The organism is Flavobacterium araucananum (genome assembly GCF_002222055.1).
Lineage (GTDB): Bacteria > Bacteroidota > Bacteroidia > Flavobacteriales > Flavobacteriaceae > Flavobacterium > Flavobacterium araucananum.
Window position 1 is genome coordinate 19,654 of sequence record NZ_MUGS01000011.1, and the last position, 21,395, is coordinate 41,048.

The 21,395-nt window shown below is 34.1% G+C and carries 22 protein-coding genes; 18 read left to right on the plus strand and 4 right to left on the minus strand.

Features of this window, described 5'->3' with window-relative positions:
• Positions 1 to 102: 102 nt before the first annotated feature.
• The 10 genes from deoC (at position 103) to B0A64_RS08290 (ending at position 8,354) form a co-directional block, all read left to right on the plus strand.
• A complete protein-coding gene (gene deoC, locus B0A64_RS08245; RefSeq protein WP_089479041.1) occupies positions 103 to 846 on the plus strand; it encodes a deoxyribose-phosphate aldolase in 744 nt (247 codons plus the stop codon).
• Positions 847 to 2,988 (plus strand): energy transducer TonB, encoded by a 2,142-nt coding sequence (locus B0A64_RS08250; RefSeq protein ID WP_089479042.1) that lies wholly within the window; start codon positions 847 to 849, stop codon positions 2,986 to 2,988.
• 158 nt (positions 2,989 to 3,146) lie between these two features.
• Positions 3,147 to 4,049 carry a heme o synthase gene (gene cyoE / locus B0A64_RS08255; RefSeq protein WP_208863523.1) on the plus strand — a complete coding sequence of 301 codons (903 nt, stop codon included), beginning with the start codon at positions 3,147 to 3,149 and terminating at the stop codon, positions 4,047 to 4,049.
• 2 nt (positions 4,050 to 4,051) lie between these two features.
• Positions 4,052 to 4,651 (plus strand): cytochrome c oxidase subunit 3, encoded by a 600-nt coding sequence (locus tag B0A64_RS08260; RefSeq protein ID WP_089479043.1) that lies wholly within the window; start codon positions 4,052 to 4,054, stop codon positions 4,649 to 4,651.
• A 42-nt stretch (positions 4,652 to 4,693) separates the two neighbouring features.
• Complete coding sequence (locus B0A64_RS08265) at positions 4,694 to 5,674, plus strand: cytochrome c oxidase subunit 3 (RefSeq protein WP_089479044.1); 981 nt, start codon at positions 4,694 to 4,696, stop codon at positions 5,672 to 5,674.
• A gap of 18 nt (positions 5,675 to 5,692) precedes the next feature.
• Complete coding sequence (locus tag B0A64_RS08270) at positions 5,693 to 6,049, plus strand: cytochrome C oxidase subunit IV family protein (RefSeq protein ID WP_026985528.1); 357 nt, start codon at positions 5,693 to 5,695, stop codon at positions 6,047 to 6,049.
• A gap of 78 nt (positions 6,050 to 6,127) precedes the next feature.
• The gene (locus tag B0A64_RS08275; RefSeq protein ID WP_089479045.1) at positions 6,128 to 6,769 is read left to right on the plus strand and encodes a hypothetical protein; all 642 of its coding nucleotides are present in this window, start codon (positions 6,128 to 6,130) and stop codon (positions 6,767 to 6,769) included.
• A gap of 10 nt (positions 6,770 to 6,779) precedes the next feature.
• Positions 6,780 to 7,469 (plus strand): SCO family protein, encoded by a 690-nt coding sequence (locus tag B0A64_RS08280; RefSeq protein WP_089479046.1) that lies wholly within the window; start codon positions 6,780 to 6,782, stop codon positions 7,467 to 7,469.
• A 2-nt stretch (positions 7,470 to 7,471) separates the two neighbouring features.
• Positions 7,472 to 8,053, plus strand: a complete 582-nt coding sequence (locus tag B0A64_RS08285; protein ID WP_089479047.1) for a DUF420 domain-containing protein — start codon at positions 7,472 to 7,474, stop codon at positions 8,051 to 8,053.
• Complete coding sequence (locus tag B0A64_RS08290) at positions 8,046 to 8,354, plus strand: hypothetical protein (protein ID WP_089479048.1); 309 nt, start codon at positions 8,046 to 8,048, stop codon at positions 8,352 to 8,354. The genes B0A64_RS08285 and B0A64_RS08290 overlap by 8 nt, the downstream gene beginning before the upstream one ends.
• Before the next feature lie 23 nt (positions 8,355 to 8,377).
• Here B0A64_RS08290 and B0A64_RS08295 read toward each other — a convergent pair whose 3' ends face one another.
• Entirely contained in the window at positions 8,378 to 9,784 is a 1,407-nt protein-coding gene (locus B0A64_RS08295; RefSeq protein ID WP_089479049.1) for a DUF4403 family protein, read from the minus strand.
• Between the two features lie 176 nt (positions 9,785 to 9,960).
• Between B0A64_RS08295 and B0A64_RS08300 the strand changes: the two genes are divergently transcribed.
• The 7 genes from B0A64_RS08300 (at position 9,961) to tsaB (ending at position 17,891) form a co-directional block, all read left to right on the plus strand.
• Positions 9,961 to 10,662 carry an ABC transporter ATP-binding protein gene (locus B0A64_RS08300; protein WP_089479050.1) on the plus strand — a complete coding sequence of 234 codons (702 nt, stop codon included), beginning with the start codon at positions 9,961 to 9,963 and terminating at the stop codon, positions 10,660 to 10,662.
• Positions 10,655 to 11,899: an ABC transporter permease gene (locus B0A64_RS08305; RefSeq protein ID WP_089479051.1), complete on the plus strand. Its 1,245-nt coding sequence runs from the start codon at positions 10,655 to 10,657 to the stop codon at positions 11,897 to 11,899. The genes B0A64_RS08300 and B0A64_RS08305 overlap by 8 nt, the downstream gene beginning before the upstream one ends.
• 2 nt (positions 11,900 to 11,901) lie before the next feature.
• Positions 11,902 to 13,170, plus strand: coding sequence for an ABC transporter permease (locus tag B0A64_RS08310; RefSeq protein WP_089479052.1), 1,269 nt, complete (start codon positions 11,902 to 11,904; stop codon positions 13,168 to 13,170).
• Positions 13,171 to 13,210: 40 nt separating this feature from the next.
• Complete coding sequence (locus B0A64_RS08315; protein WP_089479053.1) at positions 13,211 to 14,326, plus strand: efflux RND transporter periplasmic adaptor subunit; 1,116 nt, start codon at positions 13,211 to 13,213, stop codon at positions 14,324 to 14,326.
• A gap of 80 nt (positions 14,327 to 14,406) precedes the next feature.
• Positions 14,407 to 15,792 (plus strand): TolC family protein, encoded by a 1,386-nt coding sequence (locus B0A64_RS08320; protein WP_089479054.1) that lies wholly within the window; start codon positions 14,407 to 14,409, stop codon positions 15,790 to 15,792.
• Between the two features lie 6 nt (positions 15,793 to 15,798).
• Positions 15,799 to 17,100 (plus strand): efflux RND transporter periplasmic adaptor subunit, encoded by a 1,302-nt coding sequence (locus tag B0A64_RS08325; RefSeq protein ID WP_089479055.1) that lies wholly within the window; start codon positions 15,799 to 15,801, stop codon positions 17,098 to 17,100.
• Positions 17,101 to 17,216: 116 nt separating this feature from the next.
• Complete coding sequence (tsaB, locus tag B0A64_RS08330; protein ID WP_089479056.1) at positions 17,217 to 17,891, plus strand: tRNA (adenosine(37)-N6)-threonylcarbamoyltransferase complex dimerization subunit type 1 TsaB; 675 nt, start codon at positions 17,217 to 17,219, stop codon at positions 17,889 to 17,891.
• Positions 17,892 to 17,898: 7 nt separating this feature from the next.
• Here the strand turns inward: tsaB and B0A64_RS08335 are convergent, their stop codons facing one another.
• The 3 genes from B0A64_RS08335 to B0A64_RS08345 form a co-directional block, all read right to left on the minus strand.
• Positions 17,899 to 18,711, minus strand: coding sequence for a mechanosensitive ion channel family protein (locus B0A64_RS08335; RefSeq protein ID WP_089479057.1), 813 nt, complete (start codon positions 18,709 to 18,711; stop codon positions 17,899 to 17,901).
• 89 nt (positions 18,712 to 18,800) lie between these two features.
• Positions 18,801 to 19,208 carry a YtxH domain-containing protein gene (locus B0A64_RS08340; RefSeq protein WP_089479058.1) on the minus strand — a complete coding sequence of 136 codons (408 nt, stop codon included), beginning with the start codon at positions 19,206 to 19,208 and terminating at the stop codon, positions 18,801 to 18,803.
• A gap of 148 nt (positions 19,209 to 19,356) precedes the next feature.
• Positions 19,357 to 20,256, minus strand: coding sequence for a NifU family protein (locus tag B0A64_RS08345; protein WP_089479059.1), 900 nt, complete (start codon positions 20,254 to 20,256; stop codon positions 19,357 to 19,359).
• A gap of 143 nt (positions 20,257 to 20,399) precedes the next feature.
• Between B0A64_RS08345 and B0A64_RS08350 the strand changes: the two genes are divergently transcribed.
• Positions 20,400 to 21,389: a PorP/SprF family type IX secretion system membrane protein gene (locus B0A64_RS08350; RefSeq protein ID WP_089479097.1), complete on the plus strand. Its 990-nt coding sequence runs from the start codon at positions 20,400 to 20,402 to the stop codon at positions 21,387 to 21,389.
• Positions 21,390 to 21,395 lie beyond the last annotated feature (6 nt).

Genomic DNA, 21,395 nt, shown 5'->3' on the forward strand with positions numbered 1-21,395 from the left:
ATGACCCACTTCGGTGGGTTTTTTATTGCCAAAAAATCAAGCTTTAAAAAGTGTGTTTTTTTCTGAATATAAAATGTATTTTTGTCGCAATTCTATACAGTTATGAACGTTAAGCAATATTTAGACTCGACCTACTTAAAAACTGCCTCGCAAGCCGGACTTTCGGAAGCAGAAAATAATATCGTGGTCAAAAATGCCATTAACGAAGCGGTTCATGAAGGATTTAAACTAATTATGATCCGTCCGGAACATGTGGTTTTAGCAAAAGAGATTATCTCAAAATCTCACTCGGCTTTACTGATCGGTACTGTAATCGATTTTCCGGAAGGTAAATCAAGTTTAGAAACAAAAATTAAAGAAGCCAATAAAGCCATTGAAGACGGAGCAGACGATTTGGATTTTGTCTGTAATTATGAAGCTTTTAAAAATGGAGATACTGCTTTAGTAAAACAAGAAATTTTTATAGGGACCCAAATTGGTCTGGCAAATAATAAAACAGTAAAATGGATTATCGAAGTTGCCGCTTTAAATGATAAAGAGATTATTCAGCTTTCGGCGTTGATTAAGAATGTAGTCATTTCAAATTTTAAAGAAGAAGATTATACTTCTGTTTTTGTAAAATCATCAACCGGTTTTTATAAAACTCAAAATGATTTGCCAAACGGAGCAACGATTCCAACCATAATAATGATGCTTGAAAATGCATCGCCCTTGCCGGTAAAAGCAGCCGGTGGAGTGCGGTCTTATCAAGATGCAACAGAAATGATTCGTTTAGGCGTTAAACGCATCGGAACTTCGGCTGCAAAAGAAATTGCAAATGGAGAAAATACCACAAATCAATATTAAATGAAAACCAAAAATTACGTAAATAAGATTTTTCTATCTTTTATTTTGACATTGTCATCCTTATTTGCTTTTTCACAAGAAAACAATAATTCTTCGATCAGACCCGGTTTTGTATCAGAACAATTTCCGGTTTTTTCTAATTGCGAAAATTTGCAATCAAAAAAACTGGAGAATTGCTTTTATAAAGAAGTTCAGGATTTTGTATTTAATAATTTTCAGGTTCCTGAAAATTTAAAACAATCCAATTATAAAGGCGAAGTAAGAGTGCTTTTTGAAGTAGATGCAAACGGAGCCTTCAAAGTGCTTTATGTAAATGCTGTAAGCGATGAACTATCAGAAGAAGCAAAACGTGTTTTTGGAAAATTTCCTAAAGTAAAACCATCTACTTATAATGGGAAACCAACCTATTCAAAATATACGATTTCGATAGATATCCCATTAAAAAGTGCTGATCAGATTGCAGCAGAAGCTTTGGCAGCAGCCGAAATTTTGAAACCTGCCGAAAAACCTATGACAGAGCTGGATAGTATTATTTATAAAAAGTACAACAATCCGGAATTTGAGAGTCATTTAAATATTCCTTTTTCTCATAGTTATTATGCGCAATTTGATGGCGCTATGAATCAGGTAGGGAGCAATAACCATACGGCTTCAAAACCTTATACTTATGCCGAGGTTTCTAAATATTATAATCTAAAAGCAGTAAACGAATCACTTCATAAAAATGTTTCGACCTGGTTAGGAAGAAAATTCTGGAACGAAAATTTGGTTCAGATTCAGGGAGAAGATTATTGGCTGTCATTAAACCCAATTCTTGATTTGCAAATGGGTAAAGCGTCAGATCTTAATGCTTCATACACTTATGTAAATACACGTGCCTTAAATTTTAGAGGAGGTTTAGGCAAGCAAATTAATTTTACCACAACAGTTTTTGAAAGTCAGGGACGATTTGCGGGTTATTTTAATGATTATGCCGAAACATTAAAACCTTCAGGAGGAAATCCGGCGATAATTCCGGGAATGGGAATTGCAAAACGATTTAAAACAGATGCCTACGATTTTCCTTTGGCAGAAGCAAATATTACCTATGCGCCAAGTAAGTTTTTTGATTTGCAATTAGGGTATGGCCGAAATTTTATTGGAGACGGATATCGTTCATTGCTGGAAAGTGATGGGGCAAGCCCTTATCCATATTTTAAAATTAATACCACTTTCTGGAAAATAAAATATACCAATACCTATATGTGGCTTAAGGATGTGCGTCCGGATGTTACTTTAGACAAAACGTATGCAACAAAATTCATGGCGAATCATTACTTAAGCTGGAATGTTTCGAACAAGTTGAATTTAGGTTTTTTTGAATCAGTAGTCTGGACAGATACCAATAACAGAGGGTTTGATGTTAATTTTGTAAACCCGATCATTTTTTATCGTTCTGTAGAGTTTTCGTCATCATCGAGAAGTGGTAATGCCCTTTTAGGAATGTCAGGAAAATACAAATGGAACAACAATGTTAATTTGTATGCTCAGTTTTTGCTTGACGAATTTTCAGTAAGTGATATGGCAGCCGGAGAAAACAGCTGGAAAAATAAATTTGGATATCAATTAGGGGCAAAATATTACAATGCATTCAAAGTAAAAGATTTATTACTACAATTAGAGTACAACCATGTGCGCCCTTATGTGTATTCGCACAGTGCTATTATTACAAACTATGGTCATAATAATCAAAGTATGGGGCATCAATGGGGTGGTAATTTTGAAGAATTTGTTGCAATTGGCCGTTATCACAAAGGACGTTTTTATACCGATGCAAAATTTACAATTGGTAAACGCGGTTTAGATTTTGATACTCCGGAAGACAGCTACAATTATGGTGGAAATATCTATAAAAGTTACAACGAAAACCGTCCGTATGATACGGGTGTAAAAGTAGGGCAGGGAAACAAAACCAATATTTTTATTGCAGATATTCAGGCAGGTTATTTGATAAACCCAATGAGCAATTTGAAATTTTTTGGAAGCTTCTTGTATCGAAATTTTGATCCAACACAAGAAACAGCGACAACTTTTAAGCAAAGTACAACTTGGTTTAGTGTAGGCTTGCGTTCAGATATCTTTAATTGGTATTTTGATTACTAGTCAATTTAATAAGATTTTTCGAAATAATTGTGTTAAAGATTTGCAAGTCCTTATTTTGTAAAGGTTTTATTGAAAAAAATCTAATTTTATAGGTCCATATTCTACAATCTAATTTGTACATTTGCACCACTCAAAAAAACATACAAATAATTACCGTATTGAACGCTACTAAAAATACATTTTCAATAAAATCAATATTTAACGATTTCAAAGAGATTACAAAGGCTGGTTTAGCGATCAGTGTATTGTTTTCTTCGATTGCTGGATATTTATTAGGGGTAAATGAAGCACATCCTTTTAAATGGAGTGTTTTGGTCGTTTTAATGATAGGCGGATATTGTATGGTTGGAGCTTCTAATGCTTTTAATCAGGTAATAGAAAAAGATATCGATTCGTTAATGGATCGTACAAAAAATCGTCCCGTACCTTCAGGACGTATGTCGCCAACAACAGCTTTGATTGTTGCCAGTTTGCTTACCGTTATTGGTATTGCACTGCTGTATACGATCAATGCAAAATCAGCCATGTTTGCTGCGATTTCAATATTTTTATATACAAGCGTTTATACACCTTTAAAAACAGTAACTTCGTTATCAGTTTTTGTGGGTGCTTTTCCCGGAGCGATTCCTTTTATGTTGGGCTGGGTAGCAGCAACAGGAGAATTTGGTATCGAAGCCGGAACCCTTTTTCTAATTCAGTTTTTCTGGCAGTTCCCTCATTTTTGGGCAATTGGCTGGTTTTTATACGAAGATTATGAAAAAGCAGGTATCTTTATGCTTCCTACAGGAAAAAAAGACAGAAAGACTGCATTGCAGATTATTTTATATACGGTTTGGCTTATTATAGCGTCATTATTACCAGCTTTGGGTTTTACGGGGCAATTGTTTATTACGCCAATTGCAGCGATACTAGTGTTTTTATTAGGATTATGGATGTTGTTTTATGCCGTACGTTTGTATCAGTTACGAACAGCAAAATCAGCAAGAACATTAATGTTAGTAAGCGTTTCGTATATCTCCCTACTGCAAATCGTATTTATAATAGATAAATTTTTAAGATAGTTATGGAAATGACAATGACAACAGCAGAAATAGCAAGTGAAGAAAAAGTAAGGAAATCAAAATCGGCAAAACTGATTTTGTTATTCGCAATGGTTAGTATGACCATGATGTTTGCCGGACTTACCAGTGCATTTGTGGTGAGTAAATCAAGAGCAGACTGGTTGAAAAATTTCGAATTGCCTACTGCATTTTATTACAGTACAATAGTTATTATTGGTTGCAGTGTGACTTTTTATCTTGCTAAAAAAGCAATTCAAAAAGACAATAGAAGCGCAACTACAGCGTTACTTTTAGGTACATTAGCGTTAGGCGTTTTATTTGTGGTTTTACAATTTGTAGGTTTTGGACAAATCGTAAAAAGTGGTTATTATTTTACGGGAGAAGGTAGTTCGATTACTACAACTTTTCTTTACGTAGTAACCGTTACCCACTTATTACACTTGGCTGGAGGTTTGATTTCACTTTTAATTATAATTTATAATCATTTTAAACAAAAATACAATTCGACTCAAACTCTTGGTATAGAACTAGGTGCGATGTATTGGCACTTTTTGGATTTATTATGGGTATATTTATTTTTATTTTTATATTTCTTTAAATAAGAAAAAAACGTAAATTTGGGAACTTTTTAACGAATATCTTTTATGGAAGCGACAGTTACTACTGCAAATAACAACGAAAAAACTTGGGGAGGCGGCAATGAGCCATTAGGAGCAAGTTATGGTAAAATGATGATGTGGTTTTTTATCGTATCAGATGCCTTAACATTCTCTGGATTTCTGGCAGCTTATGGTTTTTCTAGATTTAAATTTATCGAAACCTGGCCATTGGCTGATGAAGTGTTTACTCACTTCCCATTTATGCATGGTGTTTCGGCTCCAATGTATTATGTAGCCTTAATGACTTTTATTTTAATTTTCTCCTCTGTAACAATGGTTTTAGCTGTTGATGCAGGTCATCAATTGAAAAAAACAAAAGTTGCAATCTACATGTTTTTAACTATTATTGGAGGTTTAATATTCGTTGGTTCTCAAGCCTGGGAATGGAAAAACTTTATTAAAGGTGAATATGGAGCGGTTGAAACAGTAGGTGGAAGCTTATTGCAGTTTGTTGATAAAGATGGTAAAAGAGTAGCTCTTGAAGAGTTTGCTGTAAAATTACCAAATCAACCGGAAGAACTTACCAGAGCAAAAGCAAAATGGTTTATGGAAAGTGCTGAAACAGTACCAACATATTCAGTTGCTGAAATTCAGGCTGGTTTTAAAGCGCATCCTGACTTATTGATTAGAACTGAGCATTTGACTGCTGAAAAGAAAAAAACAGTTTTAAGCAGAGCCGAATCTGAAGCTCGTTTAAGTACAGCAAAATATGTTGTAGAAGGTGCTAACTTAACAAGAAACGAATACGGAAGTAAATTATTTGCTGATTTCTTCTTCTTCATTACAGGATTCCACGGTTTTCACGTATTTTCTGGAGTTATCATTAATATCATTATTTTCTTTAATGTATTAGTAGGTACTTACGAAAAAAGAAGAAGCTACGAGATGGTAGAGAAAGTTGGTTTATACTGGCACTTTGTCGATCTTGTTTGGGTATTTGTATTTACAGTTTTCTACTTAGTTTAATTTTTAAGATTTATCATTATGTCACACGATCACGAATACGTATCAAATACAAAAAGAATCTGGTTTGTTTTTGGATTACTGTCAGTTGTAACAACATTTGAAGTTTTCCTTGGTATTGTTAAACCAGGATTCCTAGAATTTAATCATTTTGTAGGTTTGAATTTGTTGAATTGGATATTTTATATCTTAACAATATTCAAAGCATATTATATAGTATGGGCATTTATGCACATGGAAGGTGAAAAAAGCAGCCTTAGATGGTCTGTTGTTTCACCAGTTATTTTCCTAGTTTTATATTTATTGTTTATTCTGTTGACAGAAGGACATTATATTTATGGGGTTTTTAAAGATTCTACTATTAAATGGAATTTTTAACATGATATTAATTCAAAAAGAGTCCCGATAACATCGGGATTTTTTTATTTTTGTACCTCAATAACTTCCGGTAATAAAATGAAAAAAAATATAGTTCTTTTTGTCCTTTTTGTTTTGCCAATTGTAGCCTATTTGTTTTTTGCTTCAGGTGTAAACAGCTTTACTAAACTTCCCACAATAACTCCTAAAATTGCCGATTTTGGTAATTGGAAATCCCTTAAAGGAGAAAAAGTATCCCTTAATAATAAAATTACAATCCTTGGTTTCTCCGGAACTGATATTCTAAAAAACAGAGGGAATTTTTTTAACCTGAACGAAAAAATTTATCAGCGTTACAATGGTTTCAAAGATTTGCAATTTGTAGTGATCTGTCCTTTAGGAACCGAAAAAGATGCAGAGAAAATTGTTGAATCATTAGGAGCATTTACAGATGTTTCAGGATGGCATTTTATTTTTGCAGCTCCAGAACAAATTAAAGTGTTTTATGATCAGTTGCACCTAAAAGGAAAACTGGATCAGAACATGGGGACTGCTAATGTTTATATCGTCGATAAAGAACGAAATCTAAGAGGACGAAAAGATAAAGGAGAATACAAAGAAGGATACGATACCTTTCATCCTTCTGAGTTAAGCAACGAAATGCTGGATGATTTCAAAATTATCTTATACGAATATCGTGCAGCGCTAAAAAAGAACCACAACGCAACAAAAGAACTTTAATCTATATAGTATGTTTAAAAATAAATCATATATCGGAATTTCGTTTATTATTTTAATCTTCGGTATTTATGCCGTGCCTAAAATAATAGACAGAATAACAAATGGTGAAGTTGTAAAAGGGAACCGTTTGGATAATGTGGGATTGAAAACTTCAAAATCTGATGCCAAATTAATGACAATTGGACCAGCTCCTAAATTTGAATTAACCAATCAGGATAATAAAAAAGTTTCAAATCAAACCTATAAAGGTAAAGTGTATGTTTTAGAGTTTTTCTTTACAACCTGTCCTTCAATTTGTCCAAAAATGAATTTGAGTATGTTAGAGATTGAGAAAACATTTTTTGGGAATCCTAATTTCGGGATTGTTTCGATTACCATCGATCCTAAACACGATACACCACAAGTATTAAAAGATCATGCCAAATTATTGGGTGTAAAATCTTCTAACTGGAATTTTTTAACGGGTGATAAAGCTACTATCATGGATTTATCAAACAAAGGGTTCAATTTATACGCCGGAGAAAATGACAAAGTAAGCGGTGGTTTTGAACATTCTGGTTTGTTTGCCTTAATTGATAAAGATGGTAATATTCGTTGCAGAAAAGATGAATTTGGTAACCCAAACATCTATTATGACGGACTGGATAAAAAAGGAGTTAGAGATATTCAAGAAGATATTAAAATATTATTAGCCGAATAAAAATGGAAGATCATTCATTAGAAAAAAAATACAATAAGTACATTATTGCCGTTTCAATTTTAATACCGGTTGCAGTAGGTATTTTATTTGTTATTAAGTTAAAAGATTTTGGGATCAATGTTGAGCCTCTTTCATTTTTGCCGCCAATATATGCTACAACAAATGGGTTGACAGCAATTGCTTTGGTTTTGGGTGTTATTGCTATTAAAAACGGAAAACAGAAGCTTCATGAACGATTAATGACTTCGGCTATTGCTTTGTCTTTAGCTTTTTTGGTGATGTATGTTGCCTATCACATGACAGCTGATTCGACTAAATTAGGAGACTTAAATCATGACGGAATTGTCGATGCTGTCGAAAAAGCAAAAGTAGGAGCTGTTCGATATTTGTATGTCTTTATTTTACTGACCCATATTGTTTTATCAGTTGTAATTATTCCATTTGTACTTGTTACGTATGTTAGAGCTCTTTCTAAGCGTTTTGACAGACACAGAAAAATAGCCAGAATAACTTTCCCGCTTTGGCTTTATGTTGCTGTTACAGGCGTAATAGTTTATTTAATGATATCTCCTTATTATGCTTAAAATAGAAAATAAAATAAAGAATATAGAATATAGAACACAGAATAAAGAAAATAAAAGTAGCGTCAATAGATCTTCGTCAGTAAGATTGATCTATATTCTTTTCTCTGTTTTCTTTTCTCTTGCAGCTAATGCTCAATGCGCTATGTGTCGTGCGGCACTTGCGGGAGATTCGAATGTAAAAAAAGCTGAAGCTGTAAATAACGGAATCGTTTACCTAATGGTTGTTCCGTATTTACTGGTTGCTATAATTGGGGTTCTGATTTATAGAATGTACCAATCAAAAAAGAAAAAAGCAGAATAGTAATATTCTGCTTTTTTTTTGTCTTATTTCAATCCGTCGACCGATACATTTACCGTTCCGTTGATCTTTATAAAAGCGATAATTGCCTGATTGGTTAATTGTATTTTATCAAACTGAATGTCCTCCATTTTTCCGTTTACAAAAACACCCGGCATTGGCGAATAGTTTTTAAGGTAAGTCGCCATGCTTTTTTTGCCTTCTTCTAAGTTGGGTTGTATCGAATAACGGCAGCTTTCTTCCATTTTTCTTAAAATATAACCCTGACCCAGCCAGCTTGCTGTTCGCATTAATTTGCTTTTGGTATCTAAAACATAATCCAGCTTTTCAAAATAAATTTCTTTCGTCTGCGGATTATACTGCGGAAATCCGTTTAAGTAAAGCGTTCCGTTTATAGATCCCAAAACATCAAGAGCAATTACCATTTTGCCATTTTTGTGCCAGATAGAAACGTTTTTTACCGTTATTTTCTTGCTTCCCGAACCAAATTCCTGTCCTGCAAAATTTTTAGTCATGATTTTCGACGCATCAATATAAGTTGAAATTGCAGCGATATTTGCCTGAATCTGGTTTGGAATTTTTGCCACAGGTTTCAATACAATTTTACTCGCATTGAATCTTGATTCCGGCTGCTTGCCCACAATGGTTTCCATGTTGCATTTCATGCCCATATCCAGTAAAAACAAATCATTCTTGAGCTTTGCATTGGTAGAGTAAACTTCGACAGGAACAATTCGCAGCCAGCTTTCATAAGTATCACTCATTTGAAATGGAGTGCAGATTTTTTCTAAAGCCGACAAAACATTCGGTTTAAAATCCATTGATTTTTCGATAGCCTCGTCTATTTTCTTTTCGATTTTCGATTTAAAAATAGAAATAGCCGGATTTACCAGATAGGTTATCGGCATGCTTTTCCCAAATACCAGCATTGTTGGGCTTTCGCTCCAGTCTAATGATTTGAACTCTGTTTTAGTATTTAATTTCCAATTGGTCAAAGCGACTTCGCTCGATAAAGTAATTATCCCGTTTAGGTTAAATTCTCTGGTGTCGTAAAGAGCAACGCCTAGTTTTTTGGTGCCAATTCTATATTTGATTGTCGCTTTTAGAGGGAGAATTGTTTTGATCTTTTTGTCCGGATTTGCAGGATCGTTTTGAATTTTTATAGGAGCCTGTTTCCAGATTTTCATTTCGATATCATCATCTTCAATATTGTTGTCTTCATAAATTAAACCATTCAATAAAGTGTTGGTTTGATTTTCGATATCCGTCAGTTTTACCGTAATGGGTAAGTTAATAAACGAGGGATTTGCCTCATAAACTAACGGACTTGCATCATCTGGTTCCGGTTTTAAGGTTTCTAATTTTTGAGTTGTAGAACAGCTGGTAAGAACCGTAAGTGCCGTAAATAAAGAGATAAGTGAAAAAAACTTCATCGTTAAGATTTTTTAAAGTCATGCAAAATTAAGAAAACAATTATATTATCTTAAAAAAGTGTAACAATTGGTAAGCAATTGAGTCTTATTGTAATAACTAAACGGAATTATTAACGTTTTCTTATCATAATTTACTTAATAAAAATGTTATTATTGTTTTAAAATTTAACAATATCATGATCGAAATCAAAGATTTACACAAATCCTATAAAATGGGAAATTCAGCATTGCATGTGTTAAAAGGGATTAATTTTAATATCGAAGAAGGTGAATTGGTTGCTATTATGGGATCATCCGGATCGGGAAAATCAACTCTTTTGAATATTTTGGGAATTCTTGATGAAGCAGATTCTGGTAGTTATATTTTGGATAAAACACCCATAAAAAATCTTAACGAAACGATAGCTTCACGGTATCGAAATAAATTTTTGGGATTTGTATTTCAGTCTTTCAATTTAATCAACTATAAATCGGCACTTGATAACGTTGCTATGCCGTTGTATTACCAGGGTATAAAACGAAAAGAACGTTATGAGATTGCACTTAAATATTTAGAAAAAGTAGGTCTGGCTTCGCATTCACATCACTTACCCAACGAACTTTCAGGAGGTCAGAAACAACGTGTTGCAATCGCAAGAGCTTTGGCATCAAATCCTAAGGTTTTATTGGCAGATGAGCCAACGGGAGCTTTGGATACTAAAACTTCGTATGAAGTTATGGAACTTATTCAGGGAATTAACGACGAAGGCAAAACGATTTTGATTGTTACTCACGAACCTGATATTGCCGCAATGTGCAAAAGAAATGTAGTCCTGAAAGATGGATTAATCATCGATGATAAAATGGTAGAACAAGTTAGAGCTTCATCATATGTTTAATATTGAGCGTTGGCAGGAAATATTTGAGGCCATCTCGAAAAACCGGTTGAGAACATTTCTTACCGGAGTTTCTGTAGCTTCGGGTATTTTTATTTTAGTGATTTTACTTGGTGCGGGTAAAGGACTACAAAATGGAATCGAAAAACAATTCGAGCGCGATGCTGCAGGGCTTATAGAAGTTTGGTCCGGTACAACAACCAAAGAATACAAAGGGTTAAATCCCGGAAGACAAATTCAGTTTAGAAATAGCGATTACTCACAATCAGTTCAAAAATTTCAGGATAAATTAGACCTGAGAGCGGCGACATATAATTTTTGGGGAGGAGCTTTTTCATACGGAAAAGAGTCGGGAAGTTATCAATACAGAGGAGTAGATCCGGATTATGGTGCCGTAGAAAATCTTGTTGTGGTTCAGGGGCGATTCATAAATAGTAGTGATTTGGCCAATAACGAGAAAGTAGCCTGTATTGGGATGAAAGTAAAAACAGATTTGTTTAAAGATAAAGACCCTTTAGGTAAAGAAATCGCTATTAATAATATCAATTTCAAGGTAGTAGGCGTTTTTACAGATCCCGGAGGAGAAAGAGAAGAAGCAAGAGCCTATTTGCCTAAAACAACGGTACAAAGAGCTTATGGTGGCGGAGATAAAATAAGTAATTTGTTTTTTACTTTAAAAAAGACAAATAATTATGACGAAGCATTAGCCCAATCCGAAAAATTTACACAAGATTTAAAAGATTTACTAAAAAGTAAAAATGTTGTCGCTCCTACAGATGATGGCGGAGTAGGTGTTCATAATTCTGTAGTAGAAGCTAAAAAGTTTTATGATTTGAACCTTTATATCAGATTGTTTTTCTGGTGGGTTGGTATTTGTACCATTATTGCAGGAGTTGTTGGGGTAAGTAACATCATGTTGATCATCGTAAAAGAAAGAACTAAAGAAATAGGGATTAGAAAAGCATTGGGCGCATCACCATTTTCTATTATTTCGATGATACTTCATGAATCTATTTTTATTACTACTATAGCTGGTTTTGTGGGATTATTGGCAAGTTTATTATTATTGGAGTTTGTTGGACCGATGGTTCAGAGTGAGTATTTTCAAAATCCTGAAGTAGATTTTGGTGTCGCTTTGACCACACTTGCATTACTTGTATTTGCAGGAGCCATGGCTGGATTTTTTCCCGCATACAGAGCAGCCAAAATAAAACCTATTGTAGCACTTAGAGACGAATAATTATGTTTAATAAAGATAATTGGGACGAGATTTTACAGGCCTTAACAGCCAATGTTTTCAGAACGGTTCTAACTGCATTTGGAGTATTTTGGGGAATATTTATTCTGGTAATATTACTTGCAGCCGGAAAAGGACTCGAAAATGGAGTAAAAAAGGATTTTGACGGAATCGCCACTAATACAATGTTTATGTGGAGCCAGACCACATCAAAAGCCTACAAAGGTTTGCCTAAAACACGCCGTTATGAGTTTAGAAATAGCGATGTTGCGGCATTAAGAGCAGCATTTCCTGATTTGTTGTATGTTTCGCCCAGAAATCAATTGGGAGATTCTAATAACGGAACAAATAATGTGGTGCGTGGTACAAAAACAGCTGCTTTTTCTGTTTACGGAGATTATCCGGAATTGATCAAACAACAGCCAATGGATATCATAAAAGGACGTTTTGTAAATCAACAGGATATTTCGCAAAGAAGGAAAGTAGCCGTGATTGGAAAAGGGGTTATTAGTGAACTTTATGGAAAAGAAGAAGAAGCTGTTGGAACCTATTTAAAAATTAACGGAATCAATTTTATGGTTGTTGGGGTTTATAAATCCAAACAAACCGGTGGAAATGCAGAACAGGAGCAAAAGAATGTATTTGTGCCTTTTACTACTTTTCAGCAGTCTTTTAATTATGGAGATAAAGTGGGATGGATGGCTCTTACTGCAATAGATGAAGTTTCTATTACAGATCTAAAACCAAAAATTATAGACAAGATAAAAGAACTTCATTATATAAATCCAAAGGATGATCGGGCAGTAGGAAATTTTGATTTGTATGAACAATTTGGTAAAGTACAAAGTTTGTTTGATATCTTAAAAATCATTGCTTATTTTGTAGGATCTTTAGTGCTGATTTCCGGTGTAATCGGAATCTCCAATATTATGCTGATTGTAGTCAAAGAACGTACTAAAGAAATTGGGATTCGCAGAGCTTTGGGAGCAACACCCGGGGCAATTCGAGGTCAGATTTTATCAGAATCTATATTTTTGACTATTATCTCAGGGATGTTTGGCGTTGCTGTAGCAACAGGAGTTATTGCAATCCTGAATATGTTCCTGGCTTCTATGCCGCCAGAAAGTAACATAATGTTTGTTAATCCAAGCGTAGATTTAAGAGTTGTATTTGTTGCATTATTAATATTAGTAGGATCTGGTTTGCTTGCAGGATTTATCCCTGCGCAGACTGCAATTAATGTAAAGCCTGTGGATGCTTTACGAACAGAATAAATTATCAATCAAAATATAATCGATTAAACCAAAAAACAAAATGAAAAAAGGAATAACCGTAACCATTTTAATCTTTATAGCTATAGTTTTCTTTGGCGCACTTTATTATCTGTATGCTAAAAATCAAGAATCTCCAATTGTTTTTAAAACGGAGAAAGCAGAGGTTAAAACAATCGTAAAAACTGCAATTGCAACCGGTAACATTCAGCCTAATGAAGAGGTTCTCATCAAACCAAACATTTCAGGTATTATCGAAGAAATTTATATCAAAGCAGGAGAGAAAATTAAAGCGGGAGATATGATTGCCAAAATTAGGGTTGTGGCAAATGTATCTAACGTTAGTAGTACCCAAAATCAGGTACAAACAGCTAAAATTGCTTTAGATAATCAGGAAAAAATTTATAAAAGGCAAAAAACATTATTTGACAAAGATGTTATTTCGGCCAATGATTTTGATGCAGCCCAATTAGCTTATACACAGGCAAAACAAAATTATCAGGCAGCAAAACAAAGTTTAGATATTGTAAAAACAGGAACAACAACATCATTAGGCAGTTATGCCAATACCTTAATTCGTTCAACAGTAACCGGAATGGTTTTAGCAGTTCCGGTAAAAGTAGGAAACCAGGTTATCGAAAGTAATAATTTTAACGAAGGAACAACAATTGCAAGTGTTGCAGATGTTGGAAGAATGATTTTTATTGGAAAAATTGATGAATCTGAAGTAGGTAAAATCAAAGAAAAAATGCCAATTGAGATTACCGTTGGTGCGATCGAAAATAAAAAATTCGATGCCGTTTTAACCGATATTGCGCCAAAAGGAGTTGTAGAAAATGGTGCTATTCAGTTTGAAATAAAAGCTTCTTTAGAAAATAGAGATGCTACTTTTATCAGAGCTGGTTTAAGCGCAAATGCTTCAATTATTTTAGAGAAAGCAGATAAAGTTTTGGCAATCAAAGAATCATTGGTTCAATTTGATAAAAAAACACAAAAGCCCTATGTTGAAGTAGAAACTGCAGCGCAAAAATTTGAAAGAAGAGATTTAGTGTTGGGAGTTAGTGACGGAATCTATGTTCAGGTTAAAAGTGGAATTAAAGCTACGGATAAAATTAAAATCTGGAATCAGGGGTTGATAAATGAAGGAGAAAAAAAATAATTTGAAACTATAAAAGAGTTTTTGGTTTTAAAAAATGTTAAATTTGCGTAGCATGTTTGCTGTGCTTTCATTCAAAATATATGAAAATAAATAAATATAATAGTTTTGCTTTTATCCTGTTATTTGGGTTTGGTTTATCGACTCAGGCACAATCAAAACAATGGACATTAGAAGAATGTGTGCGTTATGCATTAGATAATAATATTAAAGTAAAACTATCTGAATTAGATATAAAAAGTGCCGATATTGACAAAAAAGGGGCATTGGGTAGTTATCTTCCATCAGTAAGCGGAAGCGCTTCACACTCCTGGAATATTGGTTTGAACGTTAACCCGGTTACAAATATTGCTACGACACAAACAACCCAATATTCATCTTTGGGAGTGAATGCAGGTGTCGATATTTATAAAGGTTTGCAAAATCAAAATAATTATAGAAAAGCTAAACTTTCTATTATAGCATCGCAATATCAATTGTTAAAAATGCAGGAAGATATTTCTCTAAATGTAGCCAATGCATTTTTGGAGATTCTTTTTAACAAAGAAAATTTAAAAGTAAAAAAAGAACAATTGTCGATCGATCAAAAACGTTTGGCCCGTTCTGAAGAGATGGTAAATGCCGGAACAATTCCGCGTGGCGATTTGTACGATCTAAAAGCTACAGAAGCAACAGATCAACAAGCTATAATTGTTGCCGAAAATAGTTTGTTAATCTCAAAATTAAGTCTGGCGCAGCTTTTACAATTAAAAGAATTTACAGATTTTGATGTTGTAGACGATACAAATGCAAAAGATGAAAATAATATCATGGCACAAAATCCGGTTGATATTTATAATAAAGCCAAAGAAATAAGAACAGAATTAAAGCTGGCACAAACCAATCTTGAAATTGCAGAGAAAAGTGTTACTATTGCCAAAGGTGCTTATCAGCCAACACTTAGAGGTTTTTATGCCTTTAGTACAAGTGCAAGTTATAGTGACAGACTTATAGGGACAGACGTTAGCGGAAACCCGGTTTATGCAGGGCCACATTCAGTTTTAGACCAGTTTAGTGATAACAAAGGGCATAATTTTGGTTTTCAATTAAATGTGCCAATCTTTAACGGATTTTCAGTTAGAAATAATGTAGAAAGAAGTAAAGTAAGTTTAGAGAAATCTAAAATAGATTTAGAGCAAAAAAGTTTAGATTTGCAACGTAACGTTTATACTGCTTTTACAGATGCAAAAGGAGCGTTGAATGCTTATCAGTCATCAACAGTAACTTTAGAAGCCAGACAACAAGCTTACAACTATGCAAAAGAAAAGTATGATGTAGGTTTGATGAATTCATTCGATTTTACTCAGGCGCAGACATTGTTGACCAATGCACAGTCTGATGTAATAAGAACAAAATACGATTACATGTTTAAAATAAAAATACTTGAATTCTATTTTGGAATTCCAATAGTTCCAATTATCACAAAATAATTTATTATGTCAAAAAAAACAATTTATTTCTTACTTGGCGGTGCATTAGTTCTTATCGTAGGCTTAATTGGTCTTTCAAAAGCGGGAGTAATAGGGAATAAAGAGGAGGGAAAAGAAGTAGAAATTTCTAAAGTAGCAGCTTCAACGATTATAGAAACCGTTTCGGCAACAGGTAAAATTCAACCGGAAATTGAGGTGAAACTTTCATCAATGGTTTCGGGCGAAATTATAGCACTAAATGTCAAAGAAGGACAAGTAGTTAAAAAAGGCGATTTGCTGGTAAAAATCAATCCTGATTTATATACTTCAGGATTAGACAGATCCGTAGCAAATTTGTCCGGTACCAAAGCCGGTTTAACACAGTCTGAGGCAAGCTACAAAGAAGCAAAAGCAAGTTACGAGCGTAATAAAACACTATATGATAAAGGTGTAATATCAAAGTCTGATTGGGATAAAGCAATTTCTACTTATGAAGTAGCAAAAGCAACCAGACAAAATGCCTATTACAATGTTCAGAGTGCATCAGCATCTGTTACAGAAGCCAAAGATAATTTAGGGCGTACCCTAATTTATGCTCCGGCAGATGGGACAATTTCAGTACTAAATGTAGAATTAGGCGAGCGTGTTTTAGGAACCCAACAAATGGCGGGAACAGAACTCTTGCGAGTAGCGAACCTAAACAATATGGAAGTTGAAGTTGATGTAAACGAAAATGATATTGTAAAAGTAAAAATTGGCGATCAGGCAAATGTTGAAGTAGATGCTTATTTAAAAAAGAAATTTAAAGGTACTGTAACCAGTATCTCTAACTCTGCAAGTACCACACTAACATCAGATCAGGTAACTAATTTTAAAGTTAAAGTTCGTATTCTAAAAGAATCATACCAGGATTTATTAGAAGGTCAGCCAGGTACTTATTCGCCTTTTAGACCGGGAATGACAGCTACTGTTGATATCATGACAAGAACAAAGAATAATGTTCTGGCAGTACCTATTAGTTCTGTTGTAGTAAAATCAGATACTACAGCCGTAAAAGATTTTAAAGTCGAAGATCCTAATGCTGATAAAGACGATAAAAAAGTAGCAATAAAAAGCGATAAAAAATTCGAATGTGTTTTTGTAAAAGTAGGTGATAAAGCTAAAATCAGAATCATTAAAACAGGCATTCAGGACGATACAAATATCGAAGTGATGTCAGGATTAAAACCAGGAGATGTTGTAATTACAGGACCTTATACAACGGTTTCTAAAGATCTGAATTCCGGAGATAAAGTAAAACTTAAAAAAGCAGATCTCCCTAAAAAATAATTTGAATCTTATTTTGAAAATATTGTTGTCACTCTGAGCGAAGCCGAAGGCTTATGATTTATAAAGTTTCGACTTCGCTCCGCCTGACATAAGTAATTAATTTAAATTTATACACATTGCCTTTTATCCTAAATATAGAAACTGCAACCAAAAATTGCTCCGTGTCCATTGCCAAAAATGGAGAAACAATTGTATGTAAAGAAATCGCAGAAGAAGGATATTCGCATGCAGAAAAACTACATGTTTTTATCGAAGAAGTAATTGCTGAGGCAGGTATTTCAGTTCAGGATTTAAATGCAATTGCGGTAAGTCAGGGTCCGGGTTCTTACACCGGTTTACGCATAGGCGTTTCGGCAGCAAAAGGATTGTGTTTTGCTCTAAACTTACCTCTGATAGCAGTAGATACGTTACAAACTTTAGCATCGCAGGCAAATGTTGCCACAGGAAAAATTATTCCCATGCTCGATGCCAGAAGAATGGAAGTTTACAGCGCCATTTTTAATGCTGGTTTAGAAATCGAAAGAGCAACTGAAGCAGAGGTTATTACAGAGGATTCTTTTGCAGACTATACAGAAACCATTTATTTTGTTGGAGATTGTGCAGATAAATGCAAGGCAGTTTTAACCAAAGAAAACTTTGTGTTTTTAGAAAATGTCAAATACCCATCTGCAGCTGCAATGAGTAAAATAAGTTATGATAAATACCAAAAAAGCGACACCGTAGATGTCGCTTATTTTGAACCTTATTATTTGAAAGATTTTATCATGGCACCGCCATCAAAAAAACAATAAAACGATTTTATTTTTGAAGTGTAAACGGCTGAACAGAAATTCCTGCTTCGTCCAGTGCTGTTTTGCAATTCTCTAAAGTATCTGAGAAAACAGATCCATAATTTGCATTCTTTGCCCACGGGCGTACCGCAAATTCTACAGAGCTTGCCGTTAAGTTTTTTACAAAAACTTCCGGTGCCGGTTTTTTAAGCACTTTAGGATTTTTTTCTAAAACATCGATAAGGACATCTTTTGCTTTTTTAATATCAGAGTCGTATGAAATTGCAAAAGTCAAATCGGCCCTTCTTTCACCTTGCATTGAATAATTGATGATCGTTCCGTTAGACAAAGCGCCGTTTGGCACAAAAACCGTTTGATTATTACCCGTAAGCATTTTGGTTACAAAAATCTGAATTTCTACCACAGTGGCAATCACACCTTGTGCCTCGATTGTATCACCCACTTTAAAAGGTTTAAAAACGATAATCAACATTCCTCCCGCAAAATTAGAAAGTGATCCCTGCAATGATAAACCTACTGCAAGTCCCATCGCACCTAAGATGGCAACAAATGATGAAGTCTCAATACCCAGTTTTGAGATAAAAGTAACAAACAATAAAATTCGCAATGCCCAGATTAAAATATCCGAGAGGAATTTTGTTAATGTGGGATCTAAATTCCTTTGAACCATTACTTTTGTAATGACCCTGTTTATTAATCTGATGGCATAAATACCAACAAATAAAATAATAAATGCCGAGATTAATTTAGGAGCGTAATCAACTAGTACGTCAATAAATTTAGTGACATAATTACTCAGTTGCTCTGGATTGATGTTCATATTTTTCGAATAAAAAAACCTTCTCAAAGAGAAGGTGTATTAGCGCTGCAAATATAGAGATATTTATCGTTATAAGAAAAAAGGAGACTCTATTCCTTTTCAGGAATAACGTCAGTAGTTTTGTCTGCTATGTGGTCTGTTTTTTCAGTAACATCAGCGATATTTTCAGTTACAGTAGTTTTGGTGGCAGTAGTAGTATCGCTTGCTTTTTCTTTTACAGAATCGATTACATCACTTACAGAATCTGACGCTTTTTCGACATATTCGCTTACGATATCCTTTGCCTTATGGGCATATTCTACTGCGCTATCAAGTATGGGCTCTGAAGCTTCTTTTGCCTTTGCAAAAGTTTCCTCGGCAAAAGTTTCAACTTTATCGATATAAGGTTCAGCAGCCTCTTTTGCCTGTTCAAACTTAACCTCGGCCTGAGTCGCCAAATCTGACGTAGAATCTTTGGCTGTGCCAAATAAATTCTTAAAAAATGAAGATAATCCCATAGTTATAGTATTGATTAGTTTAGAGTACAATATTAACTATTTTATCTCATAATCGGGTAATAATTTACTGAAAATTAGATAGATATGGGTTTAATAAAAAAGCGCCTGCCAATGGCAGACGCTTTCAGTATTTTTGATCATAAATTATTTATGCATTTATAGCCTCTACTTTAATTGCCTCATCGTTTAGCATGCTTTTTAGCATATTTTCGATTCCGCTTTTCAAAGTAAACGTAGATGACGGACAACCGCTGCAAGCACCCTGCAAAATTACTTTTACCGTTTTGTCTTCCTCATTATAAGAGTCAAAAGCAATGTTTCCGCCATCAGCCGCAACCGCAGGTTTTACATATTCTTCTAAAATATTAATGATTTGTTGCGAAGTAACATCCAGTTTGTCAAATGCTTCGTCTTTTGTAATATCATTTTTTGTAGCAACTTCAATTAGATTTTCATCTAAAACAGTTCCTCCATTTTCGATATATTGCTTGATAAACGTTCTTACTTCCAGCGTAATTTCATCCCAGTCATTAATATCATATTTAGTTACCGAAATATAATTTTCGTCAATGAAAACCTCTTTTACGTAAGGAAATTTAAACAATTCTTTTGCCAGAGGAGATGAAGCAGTTTGGTCGATATTTTTGTACTCAACAGCATTTTTGGTCAACATTCTGCTCACCACAAATTTTAAAGCCGAAGGATTTGGAGTTGTTTCTCCATAAACTGTGACAGGTTGTTTTTTAGGCTGATTTTCATCCACTTTTATAATAACACCGCCTTTGTCTACAAACGCCTGAATTTGCTCGGCAACAGCATCTTTTACATCATCCCATTCTACAATGCTGTATCTTTCGATCGCGATAAAGTTTCCTGAAATATAAACCGTTTTTACAAACGGAAGATAAAATAATTGTTGTGCTAAAGGAGATGCTTGTGCTTCATCTATATTTTTAAATTCAAAATTTTGATTTTTTGTAATGAAATCTTCAAACTCGAACTTTAGGATCGTTGGATTTTGAGTTTCTTTTATAGTGATTTTCGTCATGATTTGTAATTTTCCACAAATTTACTAAAGTTATTTTCTACTAATACCTATATTTGATTTTTTAATAAAATAATTAAGACTCTTTTCAAATTAATCGTATTAAATTGAATATGTCTAAAATTTATTTAAACAAAATTGCCTTTATGGAATTTAGAATCAGGGTTTTATTTATTTTTTTCGTTACAACGTTTTACTCTTATTCGCAAGAAGGACTTCCAGTTTATTCAGATTATTTATCAGATAATTATTACTTAATACATCCCTCAATGGCCGGAGCTGCCAATTGTGCCAAAATAAGATTGACAGCCAGAAAGCAATGGTTTGGTCAGGAGGATGCACCAGCTCTTCAAACTTTGACTTTTAACGGAAGAATAGGGGAGCGATCCGGAGCCGGAATTATAATCTTTAATGATAAAAATGGCTACCATTCGCAAAAAGGAGTAAAACTTACGTATGCACATCATATCATGTTCTCCAGAGACGAAATCGATCTCAATCAGCTTTCGTTTGGTATAAGCGGAGGAGTTATTCAGAGTCAGCTTGATGAAACCAAATTTGGCGGGAGTTTTGATCCCATCGTTTTTGGCTCCATTCAAAAAGATTCTTATTTTAATCTCGATGTAGGAGCTTCTTATAACTATCTCGATTTTTATGCCCATGCCACTGTTCAGGGCGTACTTGAAACCCGAAGAGAATTGTATACAGAGTATGAAAGTGATAATTTAAGAAAGTTTCTTTTAAGTGCCGGATATGTTTTTGGTAAAAGAGAAAACATTACCTGGGAGCCATCAGTATTGTTTCAATTGTTTGATAAGACGAAACAAAAATCGATAGATTTAAACTTAAAAGCTTACAAAAGCATGGATTTTGGAAGTCTTTGGGCTGCACTGTCATACAGACGAAGTTTTGACGGAGCAGAATATGCTACATCAAGTGGAGTATCAGCTCAAAAACTGCAATATATTACCCCTATAATTGGACTTAATTACAATAATTTTATGTTTGCTTATACGTATTCGCAAGTTACGGGCAACGTAAAATTTGATACCGGAGGTTACCACCAAATTACTTTAGGAATCAATTTATTTTGCAAAAGAGAACGTTACGATTGTAATTGTCCTGCTATTAATTAAATTTTT